Consider the following 22232-nt stretch of genomic DNA (forward strand, 5'->3'; position numbering starts at 1 on the left):
AAGTCCCCCACAGTCAAGGCCGGAGGCCGACACAGCATGATGTTGATCGGCCTAGGTCAATCCAAGGCGTTAAAACACAACAACCGTATTTGGTTCCTGAGACCTCGTTACCACTAACACATTTTTAGCTTTCTCAAATAGGGCCCGGGCAACATGATCGAGTCAGATCGATTCGACGCAAATCTGACTGCATTCGTGCTTCGGTCCACGGGCGCGGCGACGATATCAAGTACCGAGGTCGTCCAGAGTCTGTGGAGCGGCTATGGGCAGATTGTGCGGTGTCATCTCACCGGTGGCGAGACTCAAAGCGTCGTTCTGAAGCATGTGCGCTGGCCTGACCAGCAAACCCACCCGCGCGGCTGGACGACCGATCATTCGCATCAGCGAAAGCTCAAGTCGTATCAAGTTGAGACGTCGTGGTATGAACGCTATGCACAGCGGTGCGTCGATGCGTGTCGGGTGCCCAAGTGCGTGGCCGCCGAGCATCGTTCCGATGGCGTCCTTCTTCTGCTGGAAGACCTGAACGCCGCAGGCTTCGCTGGTCGCCGCCGCAGCGTGGGTGACGCCGAAGTCGATGCGTGCCTGTCATGGCTCGCAAGCTTCCACGCCACGTTCATGGGAGAGCAGCCCGAAGATTTGTGGACAATCGGAACGTATTGGCACCTGGCTACTCGGCCCGATGAGCTCAACGCGCTCGACGACAGTCCGCTGAAAACTGCTGCCAGCGAACTCGATCGTCGACTTTCTGGCAGCCCCTTCCAAACGTTCGTTCATGGCGATGCCAAGCTCGCAAACTTCTGCTTTAGCCTGGATGGGCGAAGTGCGGCCGCTGTGGATTTTCAGTACGTCGGTGGCGGTTGTGGCATGAAAGACGTTGCCTACTTCATCAGCAGTTGCTTCGACGAAGACGAATGCGAGCGTAGAGCATCGACTATGCTGGATCGCTATTTCGAGTTTCTTCACGAAGCGCTGAAACGTTCGGATAAGGCAATCGACAGCCGCGCACTCGAAGCCAACTGGCGTGAGTTGTACCCCATTGCATGGACGGACTTTTTCCGCTTTCTTCAAGGCTGGAGCCCCGGCCATTGGAAGGCTCATCGCTACAGCAAACGGCTCGCAAGCGAGGTTCTGAACTCCTTATGAAACTCTCTGGTACCGAACTTACCGAACTCGCCAACCTTGCGATCGACGCGGCCACGTCGGCGGGTGAGATGATCGCTCGCTCCCGACCAAAGCAGATCGAGCACAAGTCCGGTGGCGGCAGTCTCGCGTCGCAGGTGGTTACCGAAGTCGACCGGCGCAGCGAGGCCATCATCCTCGAGACACTTACCCCGACGCTTCAGCGTTTCGAACTTGGACTGCTCACCGAAGAACAACCAGACGACGGCGGCCGATTTCGCACCGACTACTTCTGGTGCATCGACCCGATCGATGGCACGCTGCCCTTCATCGAGGGCACACCTGGATACGGAGTGTCAATCGCACTGGTTCGCCGCGACGGAACTCCAACGATTGGCGTTGTCTACGACCCGGTGGAGAAGACGGTGGTTCATGCGATTGCCGGTGCAGGGTTATTCCGAAACGGGCAACCCTGGGACCAGCCGTCGTCCAGCGGGACGGTCAGGGCGACGCAGGTTTACAAGGCGGGCAATGTAGTGGACTTCGCCAGAAGTCCCCCAAAGCGTGAAAAGCAGGACTTCTGGCGAAGTCCACTACAACGCGCGCATATGCATTGTGAAAAACTGAGTTTCCCAGGCGGGACGGCGCTCTCACTGTTCACTGATAGAAGTTTTCTCTCCAGTGAGCGACGCGACCAGATCACTGCAGGCCTGGAGCTGATTGCCCGAGACATGGGGCTGACAGGTCTGCATGTTGATGCAACCGCCGGAGCGGTCATGAATGCGAGCAAAGTGCTCGCGAACCCACTCGCGTGCTATGTGAAGTTGCCAAAACAAAACGGCGGCGGAAGCTTGTGGGACTACGCAGCAACGTCGTGCATCTTCAGCGAAGCGGGTGCGGTTGCCACCGACATCAACGGCCAACCATTCGACCTCAACCGAGCCGACTCGACGTTCATGTGCCACCGAGGTATCCTCTTCGCGACGAACGAAATGCTCGCGCAGCGAATACGAAGTCTGTTTCGCTGAGATCAATGGGAGCACGGGGTGTAGGCGGGGCTCCGCAACTTGCCTGGTGCAGAAGATTGTCGTAGTGAGGTCGTGACTGTGCTGCCATGTGTCGCCCTCCGGGCTCAGGATGTGATGCAACTGGGTCCGGTGGCTCGCGCCACCGGCAATGATTGTTCCGCCCTCCGGGCTACGTAGTTATCCGGACTTTGCAGTCATCTTGAGGGCGGAGCCCGACAGAATCTCTGCCGGTGGCGTCAGCCACCGGTAACAAAGATTGAGCCAACAAAGGCCAGAGGCCGATACATCTTCTACTCCCAAATGTACTTCGAGTCGTAATCGACTTTATGCCGTTTCAAAATCTGCAGGAACTCTTCCTGAAACGACTGCTTGCGATGATGCTCGACCTGTCGGTCGATGTACGCAACGACGGCATCCTGCTGCGACGGACTGACGGTGAACGCTCCATACCCGTCTTGCCAATGAAACTTCATTCCGACACCACGAGATTCATTAATGTGCTTACTTGTGTTCGCTTTTAGTTTGCCAACAAAGTCGGACACGGCGACCTTGGCTGGAATCCGCACCAGTAGGTGAGCGTGATCGTGATAGCCACCAATTCGGATGGCGAAACCACCAAGGTTCTTTGCGATGCCCGCCATGTATGCCCACACATCTTCTCGGAACGAATCGTCTTGCAGGAACGGTCGGCGCTCTTTGGTGCTAAACACAATGTGGTAGAGAAGTTGTTGATGAGCAGCCATGCGCCGTCCTCCGGGCTCAGGTGTGGTGCAACTGTGATCCGGTGCTGACCTCACCGGCAATGATGATTTCACCCTCCGGGCTATGGGGCCATGACAAGGGCAGAGCTCGAACGAGGGCTATGCGGGCATTCTAAGGGCAGAGCCCGACAAAATCCCTGCCGGTGGCGTCAGCCACCGGTTCCCAGGTTCCCCACATTCAAGGCCGGAGGCCGACACATCAAGTTGTTGATCGGTAACCACGTGTCGCCCTCCGGGCTCGGGATGTGATGCAACTGCGTCCGGTGGCTGACGCCACCGGCAATGAATATTCCGCCCTCTGGGCTTTTGAACCATGACAAGGACGGAGCCCGAAAGAGGGCTATGCAATCATTCTATAGGGCGGAGCCCGACAAAATCCCTGCCGGTGGCGTGAACCACCGGTTCCAAAGTCTCCCACAATCAAGGCCGGAGGCCGACACATCATGATGGTCTTGGGCCAAGGTGAATCCAAGGCGTCAAGGAACTGTATTTGGTTCCGATGGAGAGATAGAGCATTTTCCCCCTTGTCGTTGACGGTTTGGGCTCGTGAGTAGTAGCCTTTATCGTCCGACATGCCTGATCCGTGGCCACAGTTCAGCGAGATTCGCTGTGGTCCCGTGTTAGCCGTTACCTGGCACAATTTTCGCAAGGCCGTTTCACTGCCACGACCGACTTCGCGGTGCCCTTTTGGTGGAGCGGCTTTCGGTTCCTGCGCCTTAAGCGACGACGCGAAGAGAAATTGCAGGAACAGTGAGCTGAAGAGTGTCATCTCCGTTTTCATATCAGCACTTTCGAAGACGGCGGTGAAATTTGGGCCGCCCTTTCAGCATCGGAGCCCGTCACTCATAGCTTCTGTTGAAGTCTGCATCTGCCGATCCGACGGTACCTCAGGTTTATTTAAACACAACCGTTGTGCTGACGATGGCTCCTGTTTCGTCGGTCAATGTCAGGAACCACGTGTTGGCCGATTCAGGAGGAGCATCGGCTGTGATCGTCGTGCCATCGATCGTCCCAGGTATTGTTTTCCAGTCGCGGTTCATTCGTGGCCCTTCGTCGGTTGTGAAGTGCAACTCGGCCGACGTGACTTTGGTTTTTGAATGAAACGACACCGTCACGCGATTGTCTTTGACCACCGGAGTTTCCGGAACGGGCAGAGGGATACCGTCGCGACATTTGGCATCGATGAACTTGCCAATTTCAGGTGGTTCCCAGCCCGGCTGGTGTCCGTGAGGCATTTTCACGGTAATGCGAAGCTGCTTCTCGCCGGGCACAACCTGAAAGCTTTTCATGTAGCTGTCCAGCGGATAGTGCTTGTCATTTGTTCCGTTCACAAACAGAATTGGAACGCGACAGCGTGGCAGCAGACTACCGGGATCGTAGGCGCGTACCCAGTCCATACGTCGTTGCTTCAGTGCATCAATTGCTTGCTTCTGGACAGACTCGCCCTGATGCAGAAAGCCGCAACCGTAGACAGGAACCGCCGCTTTGAAGCGGTCGTCCAGCGAGGCCGCAAGACAGGTTGTGTAGCCGCCCCAGCTAATGCCGGTGACAGCTGTGCGGTCTTTTTCGACTTCCGGAAAGCTGCGAATCAACGAGTGTGCTCGAACAACGTTTGCCACCGCATGAAACGGCCAGTCGTCGCTGATGGCGCCTCCAATCGAATCAAACTTTTGCGGGTGGCCATGTAACGGACCGCCGTTTTCCAGGCGAACTCTGCCCTTGTTGCGTCGAGGGCCAATGGCAAGTCCGGTTGCTTTGTCGTATTCAGGAGCCGGTGGACGCATGCCGGACAGGTCCATCGCGATAGCCGCGTAACCACGTTTGGCCCAAAGATGAACCCATTGGGCGAATGCCGTTCCGCCTCCACCGTGAATCAAAACGACTCCGGGAAACGTGTCACCCGGTTTCGCATTACCCAGCGTAATCGGCGACGCGTAGAAGGCGAAGACTTCCGTCGGCTTCCCTTTGAACAATTCTCCGCCGTAAAGCAATGAATGAATCGGCTGGTCCTGATCCAGCCAGGTCACGTCCGGCACTTTCGCTTTGATCGCGTCAATATTTTCCCACGGGTCAACAGTCATGGCCGCCTCTTTGTCGTCCTGAGCGACCGAAGTCGGACAATTCAGTCCAGTAGTAACACCGATGACACAAAGTGTCACCAGGCTGTGAAGGGTACTCGCAGGAAGGAACCGAAACGCCATGCTGATCTCCGGACGCAAATGAATTCAATAGTTTGAATCCAAACCTTACCAGCAAACGCCAGACCGACAAACCGTTCGGAGCATGACGAGCGGCTCGGGGTGCATCCGCTGTCTGGGATGTTTTGTTGCAGGTTGAAAAAACAGGTGTACCCTGATGGGTGATGTTTCCTGCAACAAGAGGCTTGGAGCCTCGCAGACCCAAGGAGGGCACCCCATGAACGTAGAAGTTATCGTACGGGTTGATGGTCGGGAAGTCGAAACTCTCAAACAGCAGATTTCGGGCCAGCCGGTTGATATTGAACAGCAAACGGAAGCACTCAAGGATCGCGTTGGGCAGGCCGTATTGTCGGAAGCTTTTTTCCGTTTTGATGGGGAACTCAGGCAGCCCCGTTGCTGCGGGCGAGTGATGCACAGGAAAGGAACTCGGTCCGTGCCAGTCATGAGTCAAAGCGGCGAAATCGACTTCAAACGCCGTCGCTATCGCTGCCCGAAATGCCGTCGGTGCTGCACTCCGGCGGACGCCCTTGTGTGGTGTGGGAAACATCGCATTACAAGGCATCTGGGCAAGCAGATTTGTCAGTTAGCCACACTGGAACATTTCACTCGACTGGAACAGCTGATGGCTGATCAGCACGCAGTCCACATCGGCCATGATGACATGCTGCAATTGGTTCACGATGTGGGCACTGTGGTGGATGGTCAGCGTCAGACGGCCGCGAAATTTGCGATGGAAAGTCCGTCCGCAATCGAGGCCAAAGTGCGGCCGAAGCGGGTTCATGTCAGTTGCGATGGCATCATGTACTGCACCAATGAACGCGAACCGTGTCCCGCTGCCCCCAACACCAATCGATTGCTGTGGCGTCAGATGCGAGTCGGCTGTGTGTACTGGCAGGATGAAAACGAATGCTGGCAAAAGCAGGTGGTGTGGGGGCAGGAAGATCTCGGGACTTTTGCGGCGTCACTGTTTCGACTGGCCTGCGAACACGGCTATCGCGACGCCGACGAGAAGATTTTCATTGCCGATGGAGGGGAATGGTGCTGGGGCATTCACGACAAGTACTTTGCTGATGCGGACGGCATTCTGGATTGGTATCACGCCTCGGAACACGTGTGGGACTGCGGGAAGGTTCTGCATTCGGCGGATGACGTCAAGCCATGGGTCGATGAGGGGCTGGAGTTGCTGCGAACCAAAGGGGGTGAAGGACTGCTGGACTGGCTGCAACCTCAGTTGTCTGGACTGCGTGGAAGAAAGCGCAAGGCGATGAATTCACTGTTAGGTTACTTCCGAAGTCGAGTGGGCCTGACAAACTATCCCGCCTACCGTGAGAACAACTGTCAGATCGGCTCGGGCATGATCGAATCCACGGCCAAACAGTTGGTCGGAATTCGCCTGAAAGGCCCAGGCATGCACTGGTCGCCGATTGGAGCATCAGCAGTGACCGCACTGAAAGCTCACAACATTAACAACAACTGGCACAACCTCTGGAAAAACCTCGTCCTCTAAAAACGGACCAGACAGCGGATGCACCCAGCGGCTCGTCCGGCAGGTCCGCCCCACCGTGGCCAAATAACGGACAGGTCTCTGCGCAAGCTGGACTCTGTTCCTCGCAAAGACGTCACCAAGGCTGTCGTGACAGACCTTCGACTCTTCAGACGCAACGGTGAAACAATTCAGCGTGAACACGTAGCGCCGCCAAAGGACGCGGGCTTCGACCAAAGCGGACCAGGCTCAACAGCAACAATCAGTTTTGTGATTGACGGCAAAGAGTTAGCATGCGGCAGGAAGCGCGGGAACTATATGGACGGAGAATCGATCGCCGGCCGACGTAGAATGGCGATGTGGACGCAAGCAAATCCAGCAGACGGTGGCGGAGGGATTGTGCTGCGAGATCAACTCGGTACGTTCCCGATCGGAAGCGGTATGTTTGGCGAGGAGCTTCGTGCTTGCTTAACCTGAATTGCTTTATCGCCGGAAGCCGTACAGGGCAATCAGGTACAGAATCTTCGAACCGGCTTTGATGGTCCCGGTGATCGTTCCGCTGATTTTGCTGGTGCCGATGCGGCGGCGGTAAGGAACCGGGATTTCTAAGGTCCGCAGCTCCGCCCTGGCCGCTTTAATCTGCATCTCCACTGTCCAGCCAAAATTGCGGTCGACCATCTTCAAGCCGCATAAGCTTTCGTACGCGATCGCGCGGAACGGGCCGAGGTCGGTATAGCGGACACCGAAGCGAAGACGCATCAGGAAGCAGGCAAGGCGGTTTCCGTAAACGCTCTGCGGTGGCATTGCTCCGGGCTCACGTCTGCCCTGCAGCCGTGAGCCCAGGACCAATTCAGTTTGGCCATTCAGGATGGGTGCGACCAGTTGCGGAAGCAAGTCCGGATGATCGCTGTAATCGGCATCGAGAAACACGACGACTCGCGGGGCGGGGTCACCGGACAGAATCGAATGGCGAATGTGGTCCAGTCCGGCCAGGCACGCGGCTCCGTAGCCACGATCAGGCTCTTCGACAACCGTCGCGCCTGTGTCAGCGGCAACTCGTGCCGTGCCGTCGACGGACCCATTATCAACGACGATGATTTGACCGACTTCCGGCAAGTCGCCAAGAACCAGCGGCAGCGAAGCCTCTTCGTTTAACGCCGGGATGATGACGGTAACTGACGAAAGATCATGAGGCGATTCAGTGGTCTCAGGAGTTGTGAATGAAGTCGGCAGCGGTTCTGGCATAGTGAAAGTTTGCTGGGATAATTTGCTGGAGAAGATGGTCCGTCAAGCCGCCCCCCCAATCGACTTTCTTTCCGGTTGAAAGACTTTTCCTGTTCGAGCATAGGATACGATTCCGACGTGCCGATCAAGTCGACTGCCTGAGTGTCTGGTGACATGCGTTTTGTCTCGACCTGGCTGCTCACCCGCTGTCGTTTCCGTCGGAGGATTCACCGTTTGTTGTTGCACTGCCTTCAGCAACGCTGGCTGGTTTGTTGGCCGGCTATGGGGACTGTTTCGCGACCGGTCGGTTCTTCGCCATGTCCAACAATCAGGACATCTGGTAACATGATCGACGTCAGCAATGTAATTCGTCCCACGACACGATGCACGTAGTTGCGCGTGTGGTATCAGCAGCTTGGTCACGCGAGCCGAACAGCCCTCTCTTAGAGGTTGTCGTCGTCGGTGTTTCGCTGTTCATTGTCCGCAGACACCACCAATGTCTGCAGCCGCGAACGAGAGCTTTCTGAAAGCCGTGCCGTCTGTTGGTCCATTTCGCCGGTCACCGGCTTTGCCCGTTGAGCTGAGCTTTGAATGTTGTGTTGCAGTCGACGAAACTTTCTGCAGATACCGCACATCGACGTGTGGATCCACACATTCATGCGCTCGCTGAAGGTCAGCTTCCGATGAAAGGACTCGGAAACAAGTCGAGTTAGGTCGCGGCAATTCAACATGACGGTGGCACTTTTGTGGCTACCCAAAGGTATGTGGTGCAGATCGCTTTACTGTGACCAGTCATACCTGGGACTCAGCAGTCACTGATGTTAGCGAACGTACTTCGCCGCTGAAACGGCCGGTCGTCGGTTTTCGGCGCGTTTGGACATCAGTTTTGCGGTAGACGCAGATCGATGTGGTTGCTTACTGCAATTCGTGCCACTTTTATAAAATCCGGTCGACAAGCGGTGCCATCACAACCTCGCTTGGCGTGCTTCCGTTAGAAGCGTGCATCGGCTTGTGATGTATCTCACCAAAGGCTTCGACTTCACCCCTTAAGCCCGTGAAGTCGCCGCAAAACAGGCCACAGGGTCGCTGCCCTGATGCGACCAATCCTGCTACGATCAGCCTCCCCGAGACAGGACCAGCCTGCAAAGGTCTCGGTGAAGCTGGTGGATGGGAAGTCAGATATGAATAAGAAAGATCCCGCGGCAGGCCCAGACAAATTGCCGCCCGATCAATGGGTCGGAGCCTACGGAGACTATTTGTTCCGCTATGCCGTGTCACGATTGCGCGACCAAAACGCGGCCGAAGAAGTCGTCCAGGAAACGTTGCTCGCAGGCATCCGCTTTCAATCGCAGTTCGCAGGCAAAGGATCACAGCGTGGCTGGCTGATGGGCATTCTGAAACGCAAGATCATCGACTTCGTTCGCCGTCGAGACAAGCACGCTCGCGACAGCAAGGCGAACCCCAACGCGGATGCGACTGACGAACTGTTCAAAGAGAATGGCTTCTGGAAGAAGGGCGTGGCGACATGGTCAGCCGTTCCGGATGGAAATCTTGAATCGTCGGAACTGTGGGAGATTGTCGCCGAGTGTCTGAAACATCTGCCCGACGGACAGGCTGATGCGTTCGTGCTGAGCGTGCTGGAAGAAATGGATTCCGACCGCATTTGCGAAGCGCTGGAGATCACTGACACGAACCTGTGGGTCCGACTGCATCGAGCACGATTGCGGCTGGCTGTCTGCGTGGGAAGCAAGTGGAACGACGAATAGGACTACAGCCGGGGCTGAGAATTCGCATACGAAGCGAGCCCGTCAATCGTCAGCCAGCGTCCAGTGATGGAAGATGCACAACCACACGGGCGATCAGCGCCAATGTTCATTGCCGTGGCACGGAAGTTACCGTGGCAGGCCGTCTATATTCGTTCTTAGATCCGACTCAACAGCAGGGCACGAATACTATCCGGAAAGTATTCGCGGCAGGACAAATTCTGCTTTCAAGGGGTCCCTGAAAATGCATCGGCGTGCGGCGCGACAATGTCGCAAGTGCCAGCACGCCGAGACACCTGAACAGGACGACTAGGTTTTGGGGATTCCGGGAGTCGACTTCAGACGAAGGCGGCGGCCACGACCGGTTTTGGGAGCGTGCAGCGTTTCCTGACTGAGGTCTGATGCAACGGTGGGGGTCATGAGCAATGTTGGCGTGCCGGATTGCTCAATCACCTGATCATCCGGCTTGCAAACGCCTTTCCGGCATTTCACGATCCCGTCCTTATGCGTCAGCCGGAAGGCTGAGATCTCTGGTCTTTTGGATTGAATTTTCGTCAAGCGATTCCATGCGGATTTTGTGATCTTCAACATTGGCGGTCTCTGTTCAATTCGAGAGTCTAAGTAAGATTGTGAGTGCGGCAGGGGCTGAACATTGAAGTTCACCCTCCGCCGATTTCGACGCGCATTGCAGCAACCAGTATGTTGTGGAAAGCAGTCCTGCTGACGTCAGATTCGTTCTTGATTCGTTCTTGATTCGTTGATTCGACGCGTCCGCGAAAAGTTGTTGGCTTTGAGTCGCGCCGTTCAGAATGCCGGTGCGAGTTTCTGAAACACTGCAGTTCCAGAAGCGTCAGCGGCAAATTGTCACTAATTGCGAGTTCGCTGCTCGCGAGGTTTGGCAACGTTAACTTTCAGGTTGCGACCATCCAGGTCCCGATCGTTCATTGCATCAATGGCTGACTGTGCATCGCCATCATTTGGCATCTCGACGAAGCCGAACCCTTTTGAACGTCCGCTCTCGCGGTCTGAAACGACCGCTGCCCTGGACACGTCCCCAAATTCGCCAAAGGCGTCTTCCAGGTCAGTCGATGAGGTCTGATAAGCAAGGTTGCCTACGTAAATATTTGTCATGTCAATTCTCTCGTAAATGGAGGTTGTAAGAAGAAGCCAGCCGTTCCGCGAAACACCAATGCGGCGTGAAGAAAGGTCGACAACGGCGACTGTGGTTGGTTGACGCTCCGCAAAACTGCTGAGCGTTCAAATAAAGAGTGTGGCAGCAACTAACGGCTCCCACACTCTGATTTTGTTCGAGTCGTGTGACTCAATGTGCTACAGGCTGCGTACGTTCTCCGCGCGAGGGCCTTTCGGGCCGCTGCCGACGCTGTAGGACACGCGCTGGCCTTCCTGGAGACTCTCGAATTCGCCGTCCACGTTTGAGCAGTGGAAGAACATGTCCTGTGCTTCGTCTGTCGCGATGAAGCCGAAACCTCGGTCTGTAATTCGTTTGACTGTACCTTCTGCCATTATCTTCACTTCACTTTCAAGAATAGTGATCACTCGGCTGAAACGTTCGGCCTTGTGAACACAAAAAACTGTTCGTCGTTGTATCAATAGTTACTTCGTTGCCACCGCGGTTGGGTTTCGCGTACGACGTCGTGTGTGCCGCGAACGCCTTGCGGCGGGTTGCGCTGATGCTGTTTGTCCGTTGTCCGATTTGGGCCTGCTTTGTTTTTTCTTCGCGGCGTGCGAGCCGCTGTTGCTCGGTCGCTGAAGTGTCGTTGTGGGTTCAGAAGCTCCGTTTTCGCCGACTGGTAGTTTGTGCCCAATGAGCCGCTCGATGGCCTTCAATTCGCTGCGTTCGGCAGGTGTGCAGAAGGCGATTGCTATACCTTCGCGACCGGCTCGGCCCGTCCGGCCGATGCGATGAACGTACGCTTCCGGTTCGCGCGGGAGGTCGAAGTTCACAACGTGAGTGATGCCTTCAATGTCGATGCCTCGTGAAGCCACGTCCGTTGCGACGAGGACAGTGATCTTCCCTTCGCGGAGGTCTGACAGTGCTCGCTCACGAGCGTTCTGAGACTTGTTTCCATGAATAGCCGTCGCCGCGACGTCTGCGTCTCGTAGCGCCTGAGCAACGACGTTCGCACCGCGTTTGGTTCGCGTAAACACCATCGCGCGATCGACGACGGAACGTGTGAGGAGTCGCTTGAGAAGCTGATGCTTGTTGCGCGACTCCGTGTGAATCACTTCCTGAGTGATTTTCGCGACGCTGGTTTTCTTCGGCGTGACGTTCACACCAATCGGCCGGTTCTTTAGTAGCTTCTTTGCCAGCTTCACAATCGGTGGCGCAACGGTTGCAGAAAAGAAGAGTGACTGTCGTTGCTTTGGTAACATAGAAATGATTCGATTGATGTCGGGCAGAAATCCCATATCCAGCATGCGGTCAGCTTCGTCCAGAACAAAGAACGATAAGCGTGAGAGATCTATGTGCCCCTGTGCAATCAGGTCCAACAGACGACCGGGTGTTGCGACCACAATGTGCATTCCGCGAGCCAACGCGCGGACCTGCTTGTGCTGACTGACGCCGCCGTAGATTACACAAGTTCGCAATGGCAGATACTGGCCGTACTGTGCAAAGCTGCTTTCGATCTGGCTCGCCAGTTCTCGCGTGGGGGCCAGCACAAGTGCGCGCGGCTGGTTCGGAACCGCTTTTTGGTTCTGATTACCCAGAGCATTCAGGATCGGCAATGCGAACGCTGCTGTCTTTCCTGTTCCTGTCTGAGCACAACCGAGCACGTCGCGTTGATTGAGCGCGTGCGGAATTGTTTTCGCCTGAATGGCAGTTGGTGTTGTGTAGTTTGCTTCTCGCAGAGCCTTCGCAATCGGCTCAATCAAAGAGAGGTCTTCAAATTTCGTCAACGTAATGTTTTCTTTAACTGGTGTGTGTGTGCAGGCAGTAGTCCGCCATGCGGGAAGCTCGCCAACGGTTCGGCCTATGCGACAGCTGTCGATGCTGATGCAAATGGGTGTTCCGGTCGGACGTGCGGTCTGGGAATACGAACGCGCAGAACTTCAGGCGAGTGCGGCGATCGCAAGTCGTCGGGAACTGCTCGCCCAGTAAGCCGCGAAGATTCAATGGCAAAGGCGCAGTTGATGCTGACGAACCCGCTATCCAACAGCTCGTAAGCTGCTCGTTTTGGAACGTCGAGGTCCGGAAGCTGGACGGGCAGGATTCGTAGCGGAGTCCTTAACCGAAAGGGGAGATCGTGAGGTTAGGGCCTCAAGATCATCAGCTGCGATGCTGTAAGCGAGAAGAGAAAGCGTGGCCGCACTGGGCTGAATGATTGCAATTTGCAAAGAATACCTGCAGGAATGAGTTCCTTTAACTCAGCTGCACAAAGGAAATGTGCAGACAGAGTTCGCCATCAAAGTGAGGGCGTGCCGGACGATTTATTGCCCGAGCAAACAAAGAAAGTTCCGAGGATCACCGAGTGCAAGGCGTTGCAGAACAACGCTGAGCGAAGAACGATAACTTCGATGGGTGTGCCTGAAGAGCCAGCTTGAGGTGGCCACTTCACTTGAGCGATTCATCTTCCAGGGAAGAACTGAACAGCTGAGTCAGGTCGAATCCTTGTTTCAACTAACCGTAGTATAGTCTGTAATCGGCGAGACCACAGCGCCAACTGGCCGACATGTGCGTCAAACTTCTGTCACCGTCCATAAGCCCTGCCCAGCGTGCGGATTATGAACAGCTTTTCTTTCGGCCGGAACTTTCGTTCGACGGAAGGGGCTGCTTAACACGTGGCTCTCAGAAGCCGTCCCTGTTTTACCCACTTGTTGGCCGCAGCAGTATTCTTCGTTATCACGCGGTTCTTCGCAGGAAGGGAACACGTTAGTCGAAGCAGCGTCGAACGGATTGATGTACTTGAGCACTTCAGCCATCAAGGCCCTGCAGTCCCGCGATTCGGCTCATCACAAATCGCGGTCTTCTATTGGTGCTTGCCCCAGCTGGCACACTGCCGCCCAACAGATTGGCAAACATGAATTGGCAGCCCGATTTTATCAGACATTTTTCTGACCAATAGGAATTGGGTGCAAACCGCAGTAGAGTAGCAGGATGAGCGAGCTCCGAGTTCCCATAGGAATTTGTGCGAACTCAAGCGATATTGGTTCACTGCCTACCTGCCCTCAATTTGCCCGCCCCCTGAGGACCTAACATGAATGTCTCTCGTCGCAGCTTCTTGCGAATTAATGGTGGCGCGTGTGTGCTGCCTTTCCTGCCGTCGCTTGCGTGGGCGGATGGAACGTCGGCTAAGGTCGGCAAGCCCAGCAAGAAAATGGTGATTGTTTACCTGCCCAACGGAATTGTGCGACGGTGTTTCTTTCCGGGCGAAGAAAACGCTGACGTTCCGGATTTTATCGGCAATTTCGAAGCGGACAAAATCAAAAACCAGCGGCGGTTTAAGCACAAGCCGGGTTTCTATCCGATCGAACTGACGGAGACGATGCAGCCGCTGGCGGATCACGTGAATGATCTGTCGTTGATCACGGGACTCGACCGAACCTACAAGGACGGGCAGGATGTGCACGCTCAGGGAGCGTCGTGTTATCTGACCAGCTTGTCTCCGGAACAGGCCACCGAGCAAGGGATCGCCCATCCCAATGGTCGGACGCTGGATCAGGTGATCGGCGATGCAGTCGGTCGCTCAACGGTGTTCAGGACTCTGGAAATCAGTTGCAACGGCTTCACAGCACCGAAGGAGCCGATCGAGTTCGACAATATTTCCTGGTACGGTCCCGGCCAAATCGCACCATCAATCCGGGAACCTCAAAAACTGTATGACCGACTGTTTCTGCGTGAAAGTTATCGCCAACACGTCGGGGATGTCACCGATTTAGTATTGGCGGATGCGAAGACATTGCATCGAAAGCTGGCCAACGAGGATCGTCATACTCTGAATGAGTTTATGGAGATGGTTCGCGGCATTGAATTGCGGATCAAAAAAATGGAACGCATGTTGTCGACAGTGGATGTGAAAGTCCCCAAAAACGAAGTGCTGCCTCGGGGTGAATACATTCGTCTGCAGATGGACCTGATGTTGCTGGCCTTTCAGATGGGCATCACCAACATCTGCACGTTCATGCTGGGGCCGGAACGTTGGGATGCGACTTTGATGTACGAAGGTGTCTTCGACCAGCCCGTCCAGCATCACAACATGACTCATAACCAAAAAGGCGACGGCTACAAAGATCTGCAGAAGATTGACGTGTTCCATATGCAGCAGTACGCCTATCTGATTCAGCGAATGAAAGAGATGAAAGAAACCGACGGCAGTTCGATGCTGGATAATTCGCTGGTCGCTTTCGGAGCCGGTCTGGGCGACGGTGCGACGCATCAGTATTACGATCTGCCGATGATGGTTGCCGGAAAGGCTCAGGGGCAAATCAAGCAGGGGCGGTTCATCAAATTGCCAAGCGGGACGCTGAATTCAAATCTCTGGCTGACATTTGCCCAATTGATGGGTGTGGAGATGGACTCGTACGCCGACAGCACCGGCGTGATTTCCGACTTGTGGACATAGTCTCCATCTGAACTTCGAAGGCCATCGAATGTTGATGATGAATCGTTGTTGCGCTGTCGCTTGTCTGTTTTTCCTCGTGTGCAACATATCACGGGCTGAAGATCAGGCTTTTGAAAAAGTACTGATGCCGTTGTTTCAGCAGCATTGCCAGGGTTGTCACGGAGCTGACGAAGCAAACGCCGACATCGACTTCGATAAACTGGCCACGGCAGACGATTTACTTGCTCGCCCCGCATGGATCGACAAAGTGTTGGATGCGGTCTCCAGCGGTGCCATGCCGCCGGATGGAGAACCGGGATTGGAACCGAAGCAACAAACGCAGGCGGTGACTTCGCTAAAGATCATGCTGCGGAAGGCAACCGAACATGCGCCGCGACCAGATGTCCCGGTCAGTCGGCTGAATCGTTTTCAGTACAACAATACCGTGCGAGATTTATTCCAGCTTGATCGCGACATTTTTCCATTGCCGGAAAAGCTGATGACTCGTCATCATAACTATCTGCACGACAGGAAGCCGAACGCCAGCGAAATGCAAATGCCGGATTCGGTTCAGGTGGCGTCGCATTCACTACAGCCACTGCCGGGAATGGAAGGTGTCAATCCGTTTCCGAAGGACCTGCGAGCGGAACATGGTTTCGACAATCAAGCGAGCCAATTGACGTTGTCGCCGCTGTTGCTGGATGCGTTTTTGCAGCTCAGTGTTTCGATCATGGAAAGCCCGCAGTTTAATGAACAGACTGTGGGCATCTGGAACGACTTCTTTGTAGAACCGGCTGATCAAAACAATCGCGACGGAGTTGTTCGACAACGATTGGCGAAGTTCCTGCGTATGGCTTTCCGAGGCCCGGTCGACGACGAAACGATTGGTCGGTACACCACCTACGCGATTGCAAAAATCGATGCCGAGATGTCGTTCTCGAATGGCATGAAAAAGGTCGCCGCTGCGGCGTTGTCGTCGCCTTTGTTTTTGTATCGATCGCCTGCAAGCGATCCGTCTGAACAACCATTTGTGCTCGCGTCGCGGCTGTCGTATTTTCTGTGGGGCAGTTGTCCGGATGAAACCCTGTTACAGCTTGCCGCAACGGGGCAGCTTTCTGATCCAAAAATCCTTGACCAGACCATCGCACGGATGTTGGCGGACCGAAAGATTGAGCGGTTCCTGGATTCGTTTCCCTCCCAATGGATGCAGTTGGAAAACGCGCTTGCGGTCACTCCCGATCCAGCGATCAATCGCTACTTCTCGCTCACACCCGGGCTACCGGCAAGTGTGCAGATGGTGCTGGAACCGCTGTTGTTGTTTGACACCGTGTTCGTTGAAAATCGACCGATTGCCGATTTGCTGGCTCCTGACTTCGCTTACCAAAGCGAATTTCTGAAGACCTGGTATCACAGCGAATTGTCTCCGCCGCCAGTCGATGTGGCGGCGATCAACGTTGAGAACCAGCGAAAGGACACGCGACGACGTGAATTGCAGGAAGCCATCGCCGGCCTGGAAACAGAACGCCGCCAACTGGTCGATCCCGTCCGTGCGGCTGTGTTGAAGGAACGCCAGATCTCGGGCTCTGTTCGACCGCCGGTGGATCTGAAGCCTTACGCGAACTGGGATTTTAACGGCGATTTGACCGAGTCCGTGCGGGGTCTGGACCTGACGGCTCACGGCGAGATTCAATTTCGCGATGGGCGGGTTGTTTTGGACGGAGCTCATTTGCTCAGCAAGCCGCTGCCCATCGACTTGAACGCGAAGACGATGGAAGTTTGGTTTCAGTTAAAAACGTTGCAGCAGCGCGGCGGTGGTTTGATGGGGCTTCAGGTGACCGGCGGGCTGTTCGAAACCATCGTTTTGGGCGAACGGCAGAACCTGCGTTGGATGTCCGGCAGCAATGGCTTTGAACGCACCGAAGACATTGTCGACGCGTATGAAGAGACCGTCGCGGACGATCTGCTGCATCTGGTGATGGTGTACCAGGAAGATGGAACCAAGACTCTGTACCGCAACGGACATCCCTACGGCCAGCCGTATCAGAAGGGTCACGTCACGTTTCCTCGCGACGTAACGAACGTCATGTTTGGCCTGCGGCATCTTCCTCCGGGCGGCAACCGGAATCTTGCCGTCAGTATCGATCAGGCACGGTTGTATGATCGTGCGTTGACGGTCGACGAAGTCGAAGCCGCCGCAGCAGCACGCGGCACGTTTGTCACGACCAACGATGTGGTCGCGGCGATGACTCCGGATCAGAGAATGCGGCGTGATCAATTGGTCGCTGCTCTGGCGGTTCGTCGCGAAGAGTTGAAGCAGGTGCCGGCGAATCTCGATCCCGCATCCGTTGTCCAAGCGGCTCAGCACCAGTACGACGACCAGCTCCGTGCGATGCTTCAGGCTCGCGAGTTTCATCGAGTCCCCATCCGTGATCCGAGGTACGGCGGAATCATCACCAACGCGGCCATGCTGAGTATGACGTCAGGCCCAAAGCGTACGCATCCGGTTGCTCGTGGTGTGTGGGTGATTGAGGTGATTTTTAACGATCCACCGGACCCGCCGCCCAACGATATTCCACCTTTGAACGAGGATGCCGGGGGCAAAGACCTGACCATTCGCGAGCGGTTTGCCGCTCATCGCGACAACGAGTCCTGTGCGGGCTGCCATACGAAACTCGATCCGCTCGGATTCGCATTGGAAAACTTCGACATCACCGGACGCTGGCGTGACGTGTACGCGAACGGTCGCGAAGTGGATGCCAGCGGCACGCTGATGAGAAAGCACAATTTTGCCGAAGCGATCAGCTTTAAGTCGGCGGTCGTGAAAGAACAGCATCGCTTCGCTAAAGCCTTCACAAAACACCTGTTGCGATTTGCACTCGCACAGGAACTTACACCAGCCGACACACTGGAGGTTGAAGACATCCTGGCCAAAGCCGCAACCGACAATTTTCGTTTGCAGACTCTGATAAAAGAAGTGATTCGCAGCAAACGGTTTCAGGCTCTTTGACGGTTAACGCGGGCCAATTGTGATGTGCGGGCCGTCGATTTTTGTTCGAACGATTCCACCAGTCCGCCAACCTGTGACGCCCCCGTGATTCATCGAACTACATTGTGTCTATATGAGCGAGTGGCGGACGTCCATGCCAGCCAGACGAACCACGGGCAGTATTCGATCCACGTGACGACGTAGTCGAAGAACGTGACGCCAACGTAGGGTGTGCCGAGGACTTGCGTTTCGGCAGCGTGGTAGGAAAACCAGAAGCGAGCGTAGTACAGCAGTACAAGTCCCGACACCGCCAGCCAGGCTCGCGAACGAGCAAACGGAATAAATGGCAATGCCCATGTCCAGTACCATGGATTCTGAGTCGGCTGCAACAGCCAGAACCAGGCGATGGTCAGAAAAACGGCGCGAAGCCAGTCTTCGGCGCAATCAGATTTCATGCCTCGCCAGGCAAACCCTAGCGCCAGCATGATGAAGACGGCGCCTGTCACCAGTCGAGCGGCGAGGAATGGAATCTGGCTGCGGTGCAAAGACGTTCGTTGGGCAACGAAGGTGATGAAGTTTTCTCTCCATTCCAGCGGGACAATGACAAACCAGGGTGTTGGCCTTTTAACTGGTCCCTTCAAGTTTTCGGACACCAGCAGGAACAAGAAATCATTCATTTGCCACTGACCGGCGAATGCGGACAGACCCGTTTTGGTGGGATCGATACCCGGCGTTGACGGTTTCGGAGGTGACGTTGTCGCTGGCAACGTTGGGACCGGTGGAAGCGGCGGCGATTCATCGAACGTGTTGACCACTTGTTCCGGCTCAGGTTTGTCGCGAGACAGCATTGGTGTGATCATCAACGCAGACAGCGTAAGGACGACGATTCTTGCGGATAGCGCAGCTACGCGGCCGACTTTACGCCACGCAGAGAAGAACAAAAGTGGAGCCAACACGATCGGATAGATCTTCGCTCCGACGGCAAGCGATAGTGCGACCGCTGCCAGAAATGTCCATTGCCGCGAGGAAAGTCGGTATTCGAAGGTGGCGCTATGATTCTTCGTGCCGGGCGGCGGATAGAAGGCTCGGACGGCACAGTAAACTGTGGCGATGGTCAGGAACACGGCGATGGAATCCAGGTGCCCGCTGTTGGCAAATTCTTTCATCACCAGCGGACACCACGCATAGGCGATAGACCATTCCGCGGGCCGCCCAACGAACTTTAGTAGTGCGATCAATAGCCAGAATGTCGCAAGGTCAAACGCAACGACAATTGACTTCATCACCAACAGCTGAGTTTGTACGGATGCCGAATGCGGAGTCACACAGGCGGCTGCTGTGAAGACAAGCTGACTCACGGGCGGGTACACGGTCGTCAGCTCCCCGAAGTGAACGCGTCGCAGAATTTCCGTGTTGGCAGCGGATCGGTCACGCAGTTCCACAAGCCTTCTCAGGTCCTCTGCAGCATCGCCGTCTTGAGCACTCGCAGTGAGAACCTGTTCCGGGCTGTATTTGAAAGGGCTGACACTTGCCGCGGCTACCTTTCCGTCCCACAGATAGCGATAGGCGTCGACTTCCTGAATAGGGTCGCTGAACAGCAACAGAATACGAAACGTAATAGCGAAGACGGCAATGACTGGCATCGCAGCCCCGCTCGCTGCACATCGACGTGTTGCATACCAGACCTGGAAAACATAGAGCCCGAACAACGCCGCCAGAACGCAAAGCACAACTAGCAACGGCCTGTCCGGGCCCGGTGTTCCGTAGCGGAATCCGCGACTCAGCCAGACGATCGCGACATACAGCCACCATGAGACAAACCCGGTACCGCCCAACACCCAAACGCACCGAGGCAATCGTTTGACACTCATCGAACTTCTCGGTTGGCAACGTCGTTCAACTTCCAGTCGTAGGTAAGCCATTTGATGCTGGGGTTGCCGTTCGAAGTGATCGCCTGTTTTAGCTCAGGAACCTGCTGCGACACAAAGGCCAGCACCGACCCCTCGGATTGCTCAAAGCCGCCGCCGTACCAGTTGTATAGCTGTGTGAGTTTCAAATCTGAGCTGCCGCTATCGAACTGAAACCACGTCGCGTGCTGGTGCACGTAGGAAGTTTGCCGCGACAATTGTTCTTCCAAACGATCACCCGAATAGACTTCGTTCAGCAATGGTGGGCAACCGATGGCCGCGCAGACCAGAGCGAAATGGATGCGCGGTTCTGCAAAGTTTGGTCGGATCAGTTCGTGTTCAATCTGACTCAAGCTGACGGTCTGCCCGGCCAGATTCCACCTGACTGCATCCCAACGTTGATCTGCCGGAATATCCTTGATCGATTCCAGCGGATAGTTATCAACAATCAACTTCAGAGTGAACGCGTTGTAGGCATTGATCAAAAATGCCAAACGGTCATCCCGCCCGAATGTGTTCATGTCTGCCTTAGCGATCAAATCAAGATAGGCGTCGAGGTTGCCAACCGACGAATTGATGCCGGAGTAATCAACCCAGCCATCGGCGTCTACATTCTGCTGAAGCAAATTATTAAGGATTGAATGGTCGAATTGGTGAGTCGTTTCCGTGTTCGCATAGGCTTCGCTTAGTTCTACCTGCGGTGGCCCGAGGAATTGAACGGCCAGTGAATTGAAGATGTCAAATTTCACATGCAGGACTCCCACACCAACCGCTGTGATCAACAGGAATAGAATCCCGTTTCTAGAGGTGCGTGAAACTTGCCGACCACTGATTTGATCAGCTTCAGCGGTTGTGGTCTCGGAAGAACTAACGGGTTTGCGCGTTGCCGGCGTCTGCTTTGAGGAGTCCATCTGCTGGCTCGTTGAAGCGTGATTGGACATGACGATTACCTGTGGCGGATGCCTTCGGACGGGCGAGAAGGGGCTGGCACATTTGTGGCTCAGTTCGTGTGCTGCAGCCAGTTGCAGCGAAGACGGCAGAGTGGAATGCACCTTACATCAATTCAACTCAGTTTTGCGTGATTCGCAAAATGTCGGAAGGAGCCTGTTCGCACGGATCTTAAGTGTCAGGGGTAAGTGAACTCGACGATGTCTGGCACTGTAGAGCAGCCCACCGAAATCGAATGGTTCGACGGGATCATACGGCGTCAACGGTATTCGTAGAATCAACGTTAAGGTTTCCGAAGTGCCTCCGTCTTCAGAACATTCCGGAGGCCACGGTCGGAAAGCATGCCACGTTTTGGGTTGCAAGTCTGCAGCATCACGCCTCAAAAACAGTTTCAACCCTCGATTCACTGGAGTTCAGTTGTGGGCACTCAGGCACCTCAAGAAAATCCCCGCTCGTCGGCTGGAACCGGAAAGAAGCTACTGGTTCTCACGGTGGTGGCCGTCATCGTCGGCGTCGCCTATACACAGTTCGGCGAGTCGCTGTCGTTGCAGAACCTGGCTCGTCAGGAAGCTGAACTTCGTAGCTTCCAGCAATCTCAACCGGTGGTGGTTTACGGGGCCGCCTTTCTGGTTTACGTGCTCGTGGCCGGACTGTCACTGCCCGGCGCGGCGGTTCTGACGCTGGTGTTCGGTTGGTATTTCGGGTTCGCTCGCGGACTGGTTCTGGTCAGTTTCGCATCGACGGCGGGAGCCACAGTGGCGTTTCTGCTGAGTCGTTTCCTGTTTCGCGATGCGATCCAAAATCGGTTCGGAGAACGACTGGCGAATTTTAACGAATCGCTGGAGAAAGAAGGTCCGTTCTTTCTGTTCACACTGCGATTGATCCCCGCCGTTCCCTTCTTCGTGATCAACGCCGTGATGGGGCTGACGCCGATTCGAACGCGAACATTTTGGTGGGTGAGTCAGCTGGGAATGGTCGCGGGAACAGCGGTCTACGTGTACGCGGGGGCAAGCGTTCCATACCTGCAGACTCTGGCCGACAAAGGCATCGGAGCCGTCTTCACGCCGACTCAGATGACGCAAATTGTCGCCGCGTTCGTGATGCTCGGATCGTTTCCGCTGATCGTTCGGTTTGCCATGAACCGGCTTTCACGCAGTCAACCAGACAGGTTGAAGATGGCATCCACCGATGTTCGTTCCAAATCGAATGCGAAGCAGACGCCATTCAGTCCGCCCGCAGCGCACTAATTCCCCT

At 55.3% G+C, this 22232-nt stretch carries 18 protein-coding genes; 8 read left to right on the forward strand and 10 right to left on the reverse strand.

What is annotated here, in order from left to right:
* Window positions 1-153 precede the first annotated feature (153 nt).
* Window positions 154-1143, forward strand: a complete 990-nt coding sequence (locus Fuma_RS30740) for a phosphotransferase (RefSeq protein ID WP_077027487.1) — start codon at window positions 154-156, stop codon at window positions 1141-1143.
* Window positions 1140-2147: an inositol monophosphatase family protein gene (locus Fuma_RS30745; protein ID WP_077027488.1), complete on the forward strand. Its 1008-nt coding sequence runs from the start codon at window positions 1140-1142 to the stop codon at window positions 2145-2147. The genes Fuma_RS30740 and Fuma_RS30745 overlap by 4 nt, the downstream gene beginning before the upstream one ends.
* A 290-nt stretch (window positions 2148-2437) precedes the next feature.
* Here the strand turns inward: Fuma_RS30745 and tnpA are convergent, their stop codons facing one another.
* Together tnpA and Fuma_RS30760 are read right to left on the reverse strand one after the other, a co-directional pair.
* The gene (gene tnpA, locus Fuma_RS30750) at window positions 2438-2890 is read right to left on the reverse strand and encodes an IS200/IS605 family transposase (protein WP_077027489.1); all 453 of its coding nucleotides are present in this window, start codon (window positions 2888-2890) and stop codon (window positions 2438-2440) included.
* A 911-nt stretch (window positions 2891-3801) separates the two neighbouring features.
* Window positions 3802-5109 carry an alpha/beta hydrolase family protein gene (locus Fuma_RS30760; protein WP_077027491.1) on the reverse strand — a complete coding sequence of 436 codons (1308 nt, stop codon included), beginning with the start codon at window positions 5107-5109 and terminating at the stop codon, window positions 3802-3804.
* 214 nt (window positions 5110-5323) lie between these two features.
* Here Fuma_RS30760 and Fuma_RS30765 point away from each other — a divergent pair, with 214 nt between their 5' ends.
* Complete coding sequence (locus Fuma_RS30765; RefSeq protein ID WP_077025748.1) at window positions 5324-6613, forward strand: hypothetical protein; 1290 nt, start codon at window positions 5324-5326, stop codon at window positions 6611-6613.
* Window positions 6614-7072: 459 nt separating this feature from the next.
* Here the strand turns inward: Fuma_RS30765 and Fuma_RS30775 are convergent, their stop codons facing one another.
* On the reverse strand, window positions 7073-7834 hold the full coding sequence (locus tag Fuma_RS30775) for a glycosyltransferase family 2 protein (RefSeq protein ID WP_083732445.1): 762 nt from the start codon (window positions 7832-7834) through the stop codon (window positions 7073-7075).
* Window positions 7835-8256: 422 nt separating this feature from the next.
* Window positions 8257-8544 carry an anti-sigma factor family protein gene (locus Fuma_RS35770; RefSeq protein WP_077027494.1) on the reverse strand — a complete coding sequence of 96 codons (288 nt, stop codon included), beginning with the start codon at window positions 8542-8544 and terminating at the stop codon, window positions 8257-8259.
* A 450-nt stretch (window positions 8545-8994) separates the two neighbouring features.
* Between Fuma_RS35770 and Fuma_RS30790 the strand changes: the two genes are divergently transcribed.
* Window positions 8995-9579, forward strand: a complete 585-nt coding sequence (locus Fuma_RS30790; RefSeq protein WP_077027495.1) for a sigma-70 family RNA polymerase sigma factor — start codon at window positions 8995-8997, stop codon at window positions 9577-9579.
* Between the two features lie 306 nt (window positions 9580-9885).
* Here Fuma_RS30790 and Fuma_RS30795 read toward each other — a convergent pair whose 3' ends face one another.
* From Fuma_RS30795 to Fuma_RS30815, 4 genes are all read right to left on the reverse strand, one after another.
* Window positions 9886-10167, reverse strand: coding sequence for a hypothetical protein (locus Fuma_RS30795; RefSeq protein ID WP_077027496.1), 282 nt, complete (start codon window positions 10165-10167; stop codon window positions 9886-9888).
* A gap of 276 nt (window positions 10168-10443) precedes the next feature.
* Complete coding sequence (locus Fuma_RS30805; protein WP_077027498.1) at window positions 10444-10707, reverse strand: RNA recognition motif domain-containing protein; 264 nt, start codon at window positions 10705-10707, stop codon at window positions 10444-10446.
* Window positions 10708-10905: 198 nt separating this feature from the next.
* On the reverse strand, window positions 10906-11100 hold the full coding sequence (locus tag Fuma_RS30810; protein WP_077028660.1) for a cold-shock protein: 195 nt from the start codon (window positions 11098-11100) through the stop codon (window positions 10906-10908).
* 90 nt (window positions 11101-11190) lie between these two features.
* Window positions 11191-12495, reverse strand: a complete 1305-nt coding sequence (locus tag Fuma_RS30815) for a DEAD/DEAH box helicase (RefSeq protein WP_083732447.1) — start codon at window positions 12493-12495, stop codon at window positions 11191-11193.
* 4 nt (window positions 12496-12499) lie between these two features.
* Here Fuma_RS30815 and Fuma_RS35030 point away from each other — a divergent pair, with 4 nt between their 5' ends.
* From Fuma_RS35030 to Fuma_RS30830, 3 genes are all read left to right on the forward strand, one after another.
* Window positions 12500-12697 (forward strand): hypothetical protein, encoded by a 198-nt coding sequence (locus Fuma_RS35030; protein ID WP_145944473.1) that lies wholly within the window; start codon window positions 12500-12502, stop codon window positions 12695-12697.
* Between the two features lie 1096 nt (window positions 12698-13793).
* Window positions 13794-15158: a DUF1552 domain-containing protein gene (locus Fuma_RS30825; protein ID WP_077027501.1), complete on the forward strand. Its 1365-nt coding sequence runs from the start codon at window positions 13794-13796 to the stop codon at window positions 15156-15158.
* Between the two features lie 124 nt (window positions 15159-15282).
* The gene (locus tag Fuma_RS30830; RefSeq protein ID WP_158521192.1) at window positions 15283-18144 is read left to right on the forward strand and encodes a DUF1588 domain-containing protein; all 2862 of its coding nucleotides are present in this window, start codon (window positions 15283-15285) and stop codon (window positions 18142-18144) included.
* An 89-nt stretch (window positions 18145-18233) separates the two neighbouring features.
* Here Fuma_RS30830 and Fuma_RS30835 read toward each other — a convergent pair whose 3' ends face one another.
* Complete coding sequence (locus Fuma_RS30835; protein WP_077027503.1) at window positions 18234-19994, reverse strand: hypothetical protein; 1761 nt, start codon at window positions 19992-19994, stop codon at window positions 18234-18236.
* Complete coding sequence (locus Fuma_RS30840) at window positions 19991-20779, reverse strand: DUF547 domain-containing protein (RefSeq protein ID WP_158521193.1); 789 nt, start codon at window positions 20777-20779, stop codon at window positions 19991-19993. The genes Fuma_RS30835 and Fuma_RS30840 overlap by 4 nt, the downstream gene beginning before the upstream one ends.
* 618 nt (window positions 20780-21397) lie before the next feature.
* Between Fuma_RS30840 and Fuma_RS30845 the strand changes: the two genes are divergently transcribed.
* Window positions 21398-22225: a TVP38/TMEM64 family protein gene (locus Fuma_RS30845; RefSeq protein ID WP_218922335.1), complete on the forward strand. Its 828-nt coding sequence runs from the start codon at window positions 21398-21400 to the stop codon at window positions 22223-22225.
* Window positions 22226-22232 lie beyond the last annotated feature (7 nt).

The sequence above is a fragment of the Fuerstiella marisgermanici genome (genome assembly GCF_001983935.1).
Lineage (GTDB): Bacteria > Planctomycetota > Planctomycetia > Planctomycetales > Planctomycetaceae > Fuerstiella > Fuerstiella marisgermanici.

Coding starts and splice junctions, on each gene's coding strand:
- Fuma_RS30740 (WP_077027487.1), top strand. CDS start 154: ATGATCGAGTCAGATCGATTCGACGCAAATCTGACTGCATTCGTGCTT.
- Fuma_RS30790 (WP_077027495.1), top strand. CDS start 8,995: ATGAATAAGAAAGATCCCGCGGCAGGCCCAGACAAATTGCCGCCCGAT.
- Fuma_RS30760 (WP_077027491.1), bottom strand. CDS start 5,109: ATGGCGTTTCGGTTCCTTCCTGCGAGTACCCTTCACAGCCTGGTGACA.
- Fuma_RS30765 (WP_077025748.1), top strand. CDS start 5,324: ATGAACGTAGAAGTTATCGTACGGGTTGATGGTCGGGAAGTCGAAACT.
- Fuma_RS30745 (WP_077027488.1), top strand. CDS start 1,140: ATGAAACTCTCTGGTACCGAACTTACCGAACTCGCCAACCTTGCGATC.
- Fuma_RS30775 (WP_083732445.1), bottom strand. CDS start 7,834: ATGCCAGAACCGCTGCCGACTTCATTCACAACTCCTGAGACCACTGAA.
- Fuma_RS35030 (WP_145944473.1), top strand. CDS start 12,500: ATGTTTTCTTTAACTGGTGTGTGTGTGCAGGCAGTAGTCCGCCATGCG.
- Fuma_RS30825 (WP_077027501.1), top strand. CDS start 13,794: ATGAATGTCTCTCGTCGCAGCTTCTTGCGAATTAATGGTGGCGCGTGT.
- Fuma_RS30835 (WP_077027503.1), bottom strand. CDS start 19,994: ATGAGTGTCAAACGATTGCCTCGGTGCGTTTGGGTGTTGGGCGGTACC.
- Fuma_RS35770 (WP_077027494.1), bottom strand. CDS start 8,544: ATGTTGAATTGCCGCGACCTAACTCGACTTGTTTCCGAGTCCTTTCAT.
- Fuma_RS30805 (WP_077027498.1), bottom strand. CDS start 10,707: ATGACAAATATTTACGTAGGCAACCTTGCTTATCAGACCTCATCGACT.
- Fuma_RS30830 (WP_158521192.1), top strand. CDS start 15,283: ATGCCGTTGTTTCAGCAGCATTGCCAGGGTTGTCACGGAGCTGACGAA.
- Fuma_RS30810 (WP_077028660.1), bottom strand. CDS start 11,100: ATGGCAGAAGGTACAGTCAAACGAATTACAGACCGAGGTTTCGGCTTC.
- tnpA (WP_077027489.1), bottom strand. CDS start 2,890: ATGGCTGCTCATCAACAACTTCTCTACCACATTGTGTTTAGCACCAAA.
- Fuma_RS30795 (WP_077027496.1), bottom strand. CDS start 10,167: ATGTTGAAGATCACAAAATCCGCATGGAATCGCTTGACGAAAATTCAA.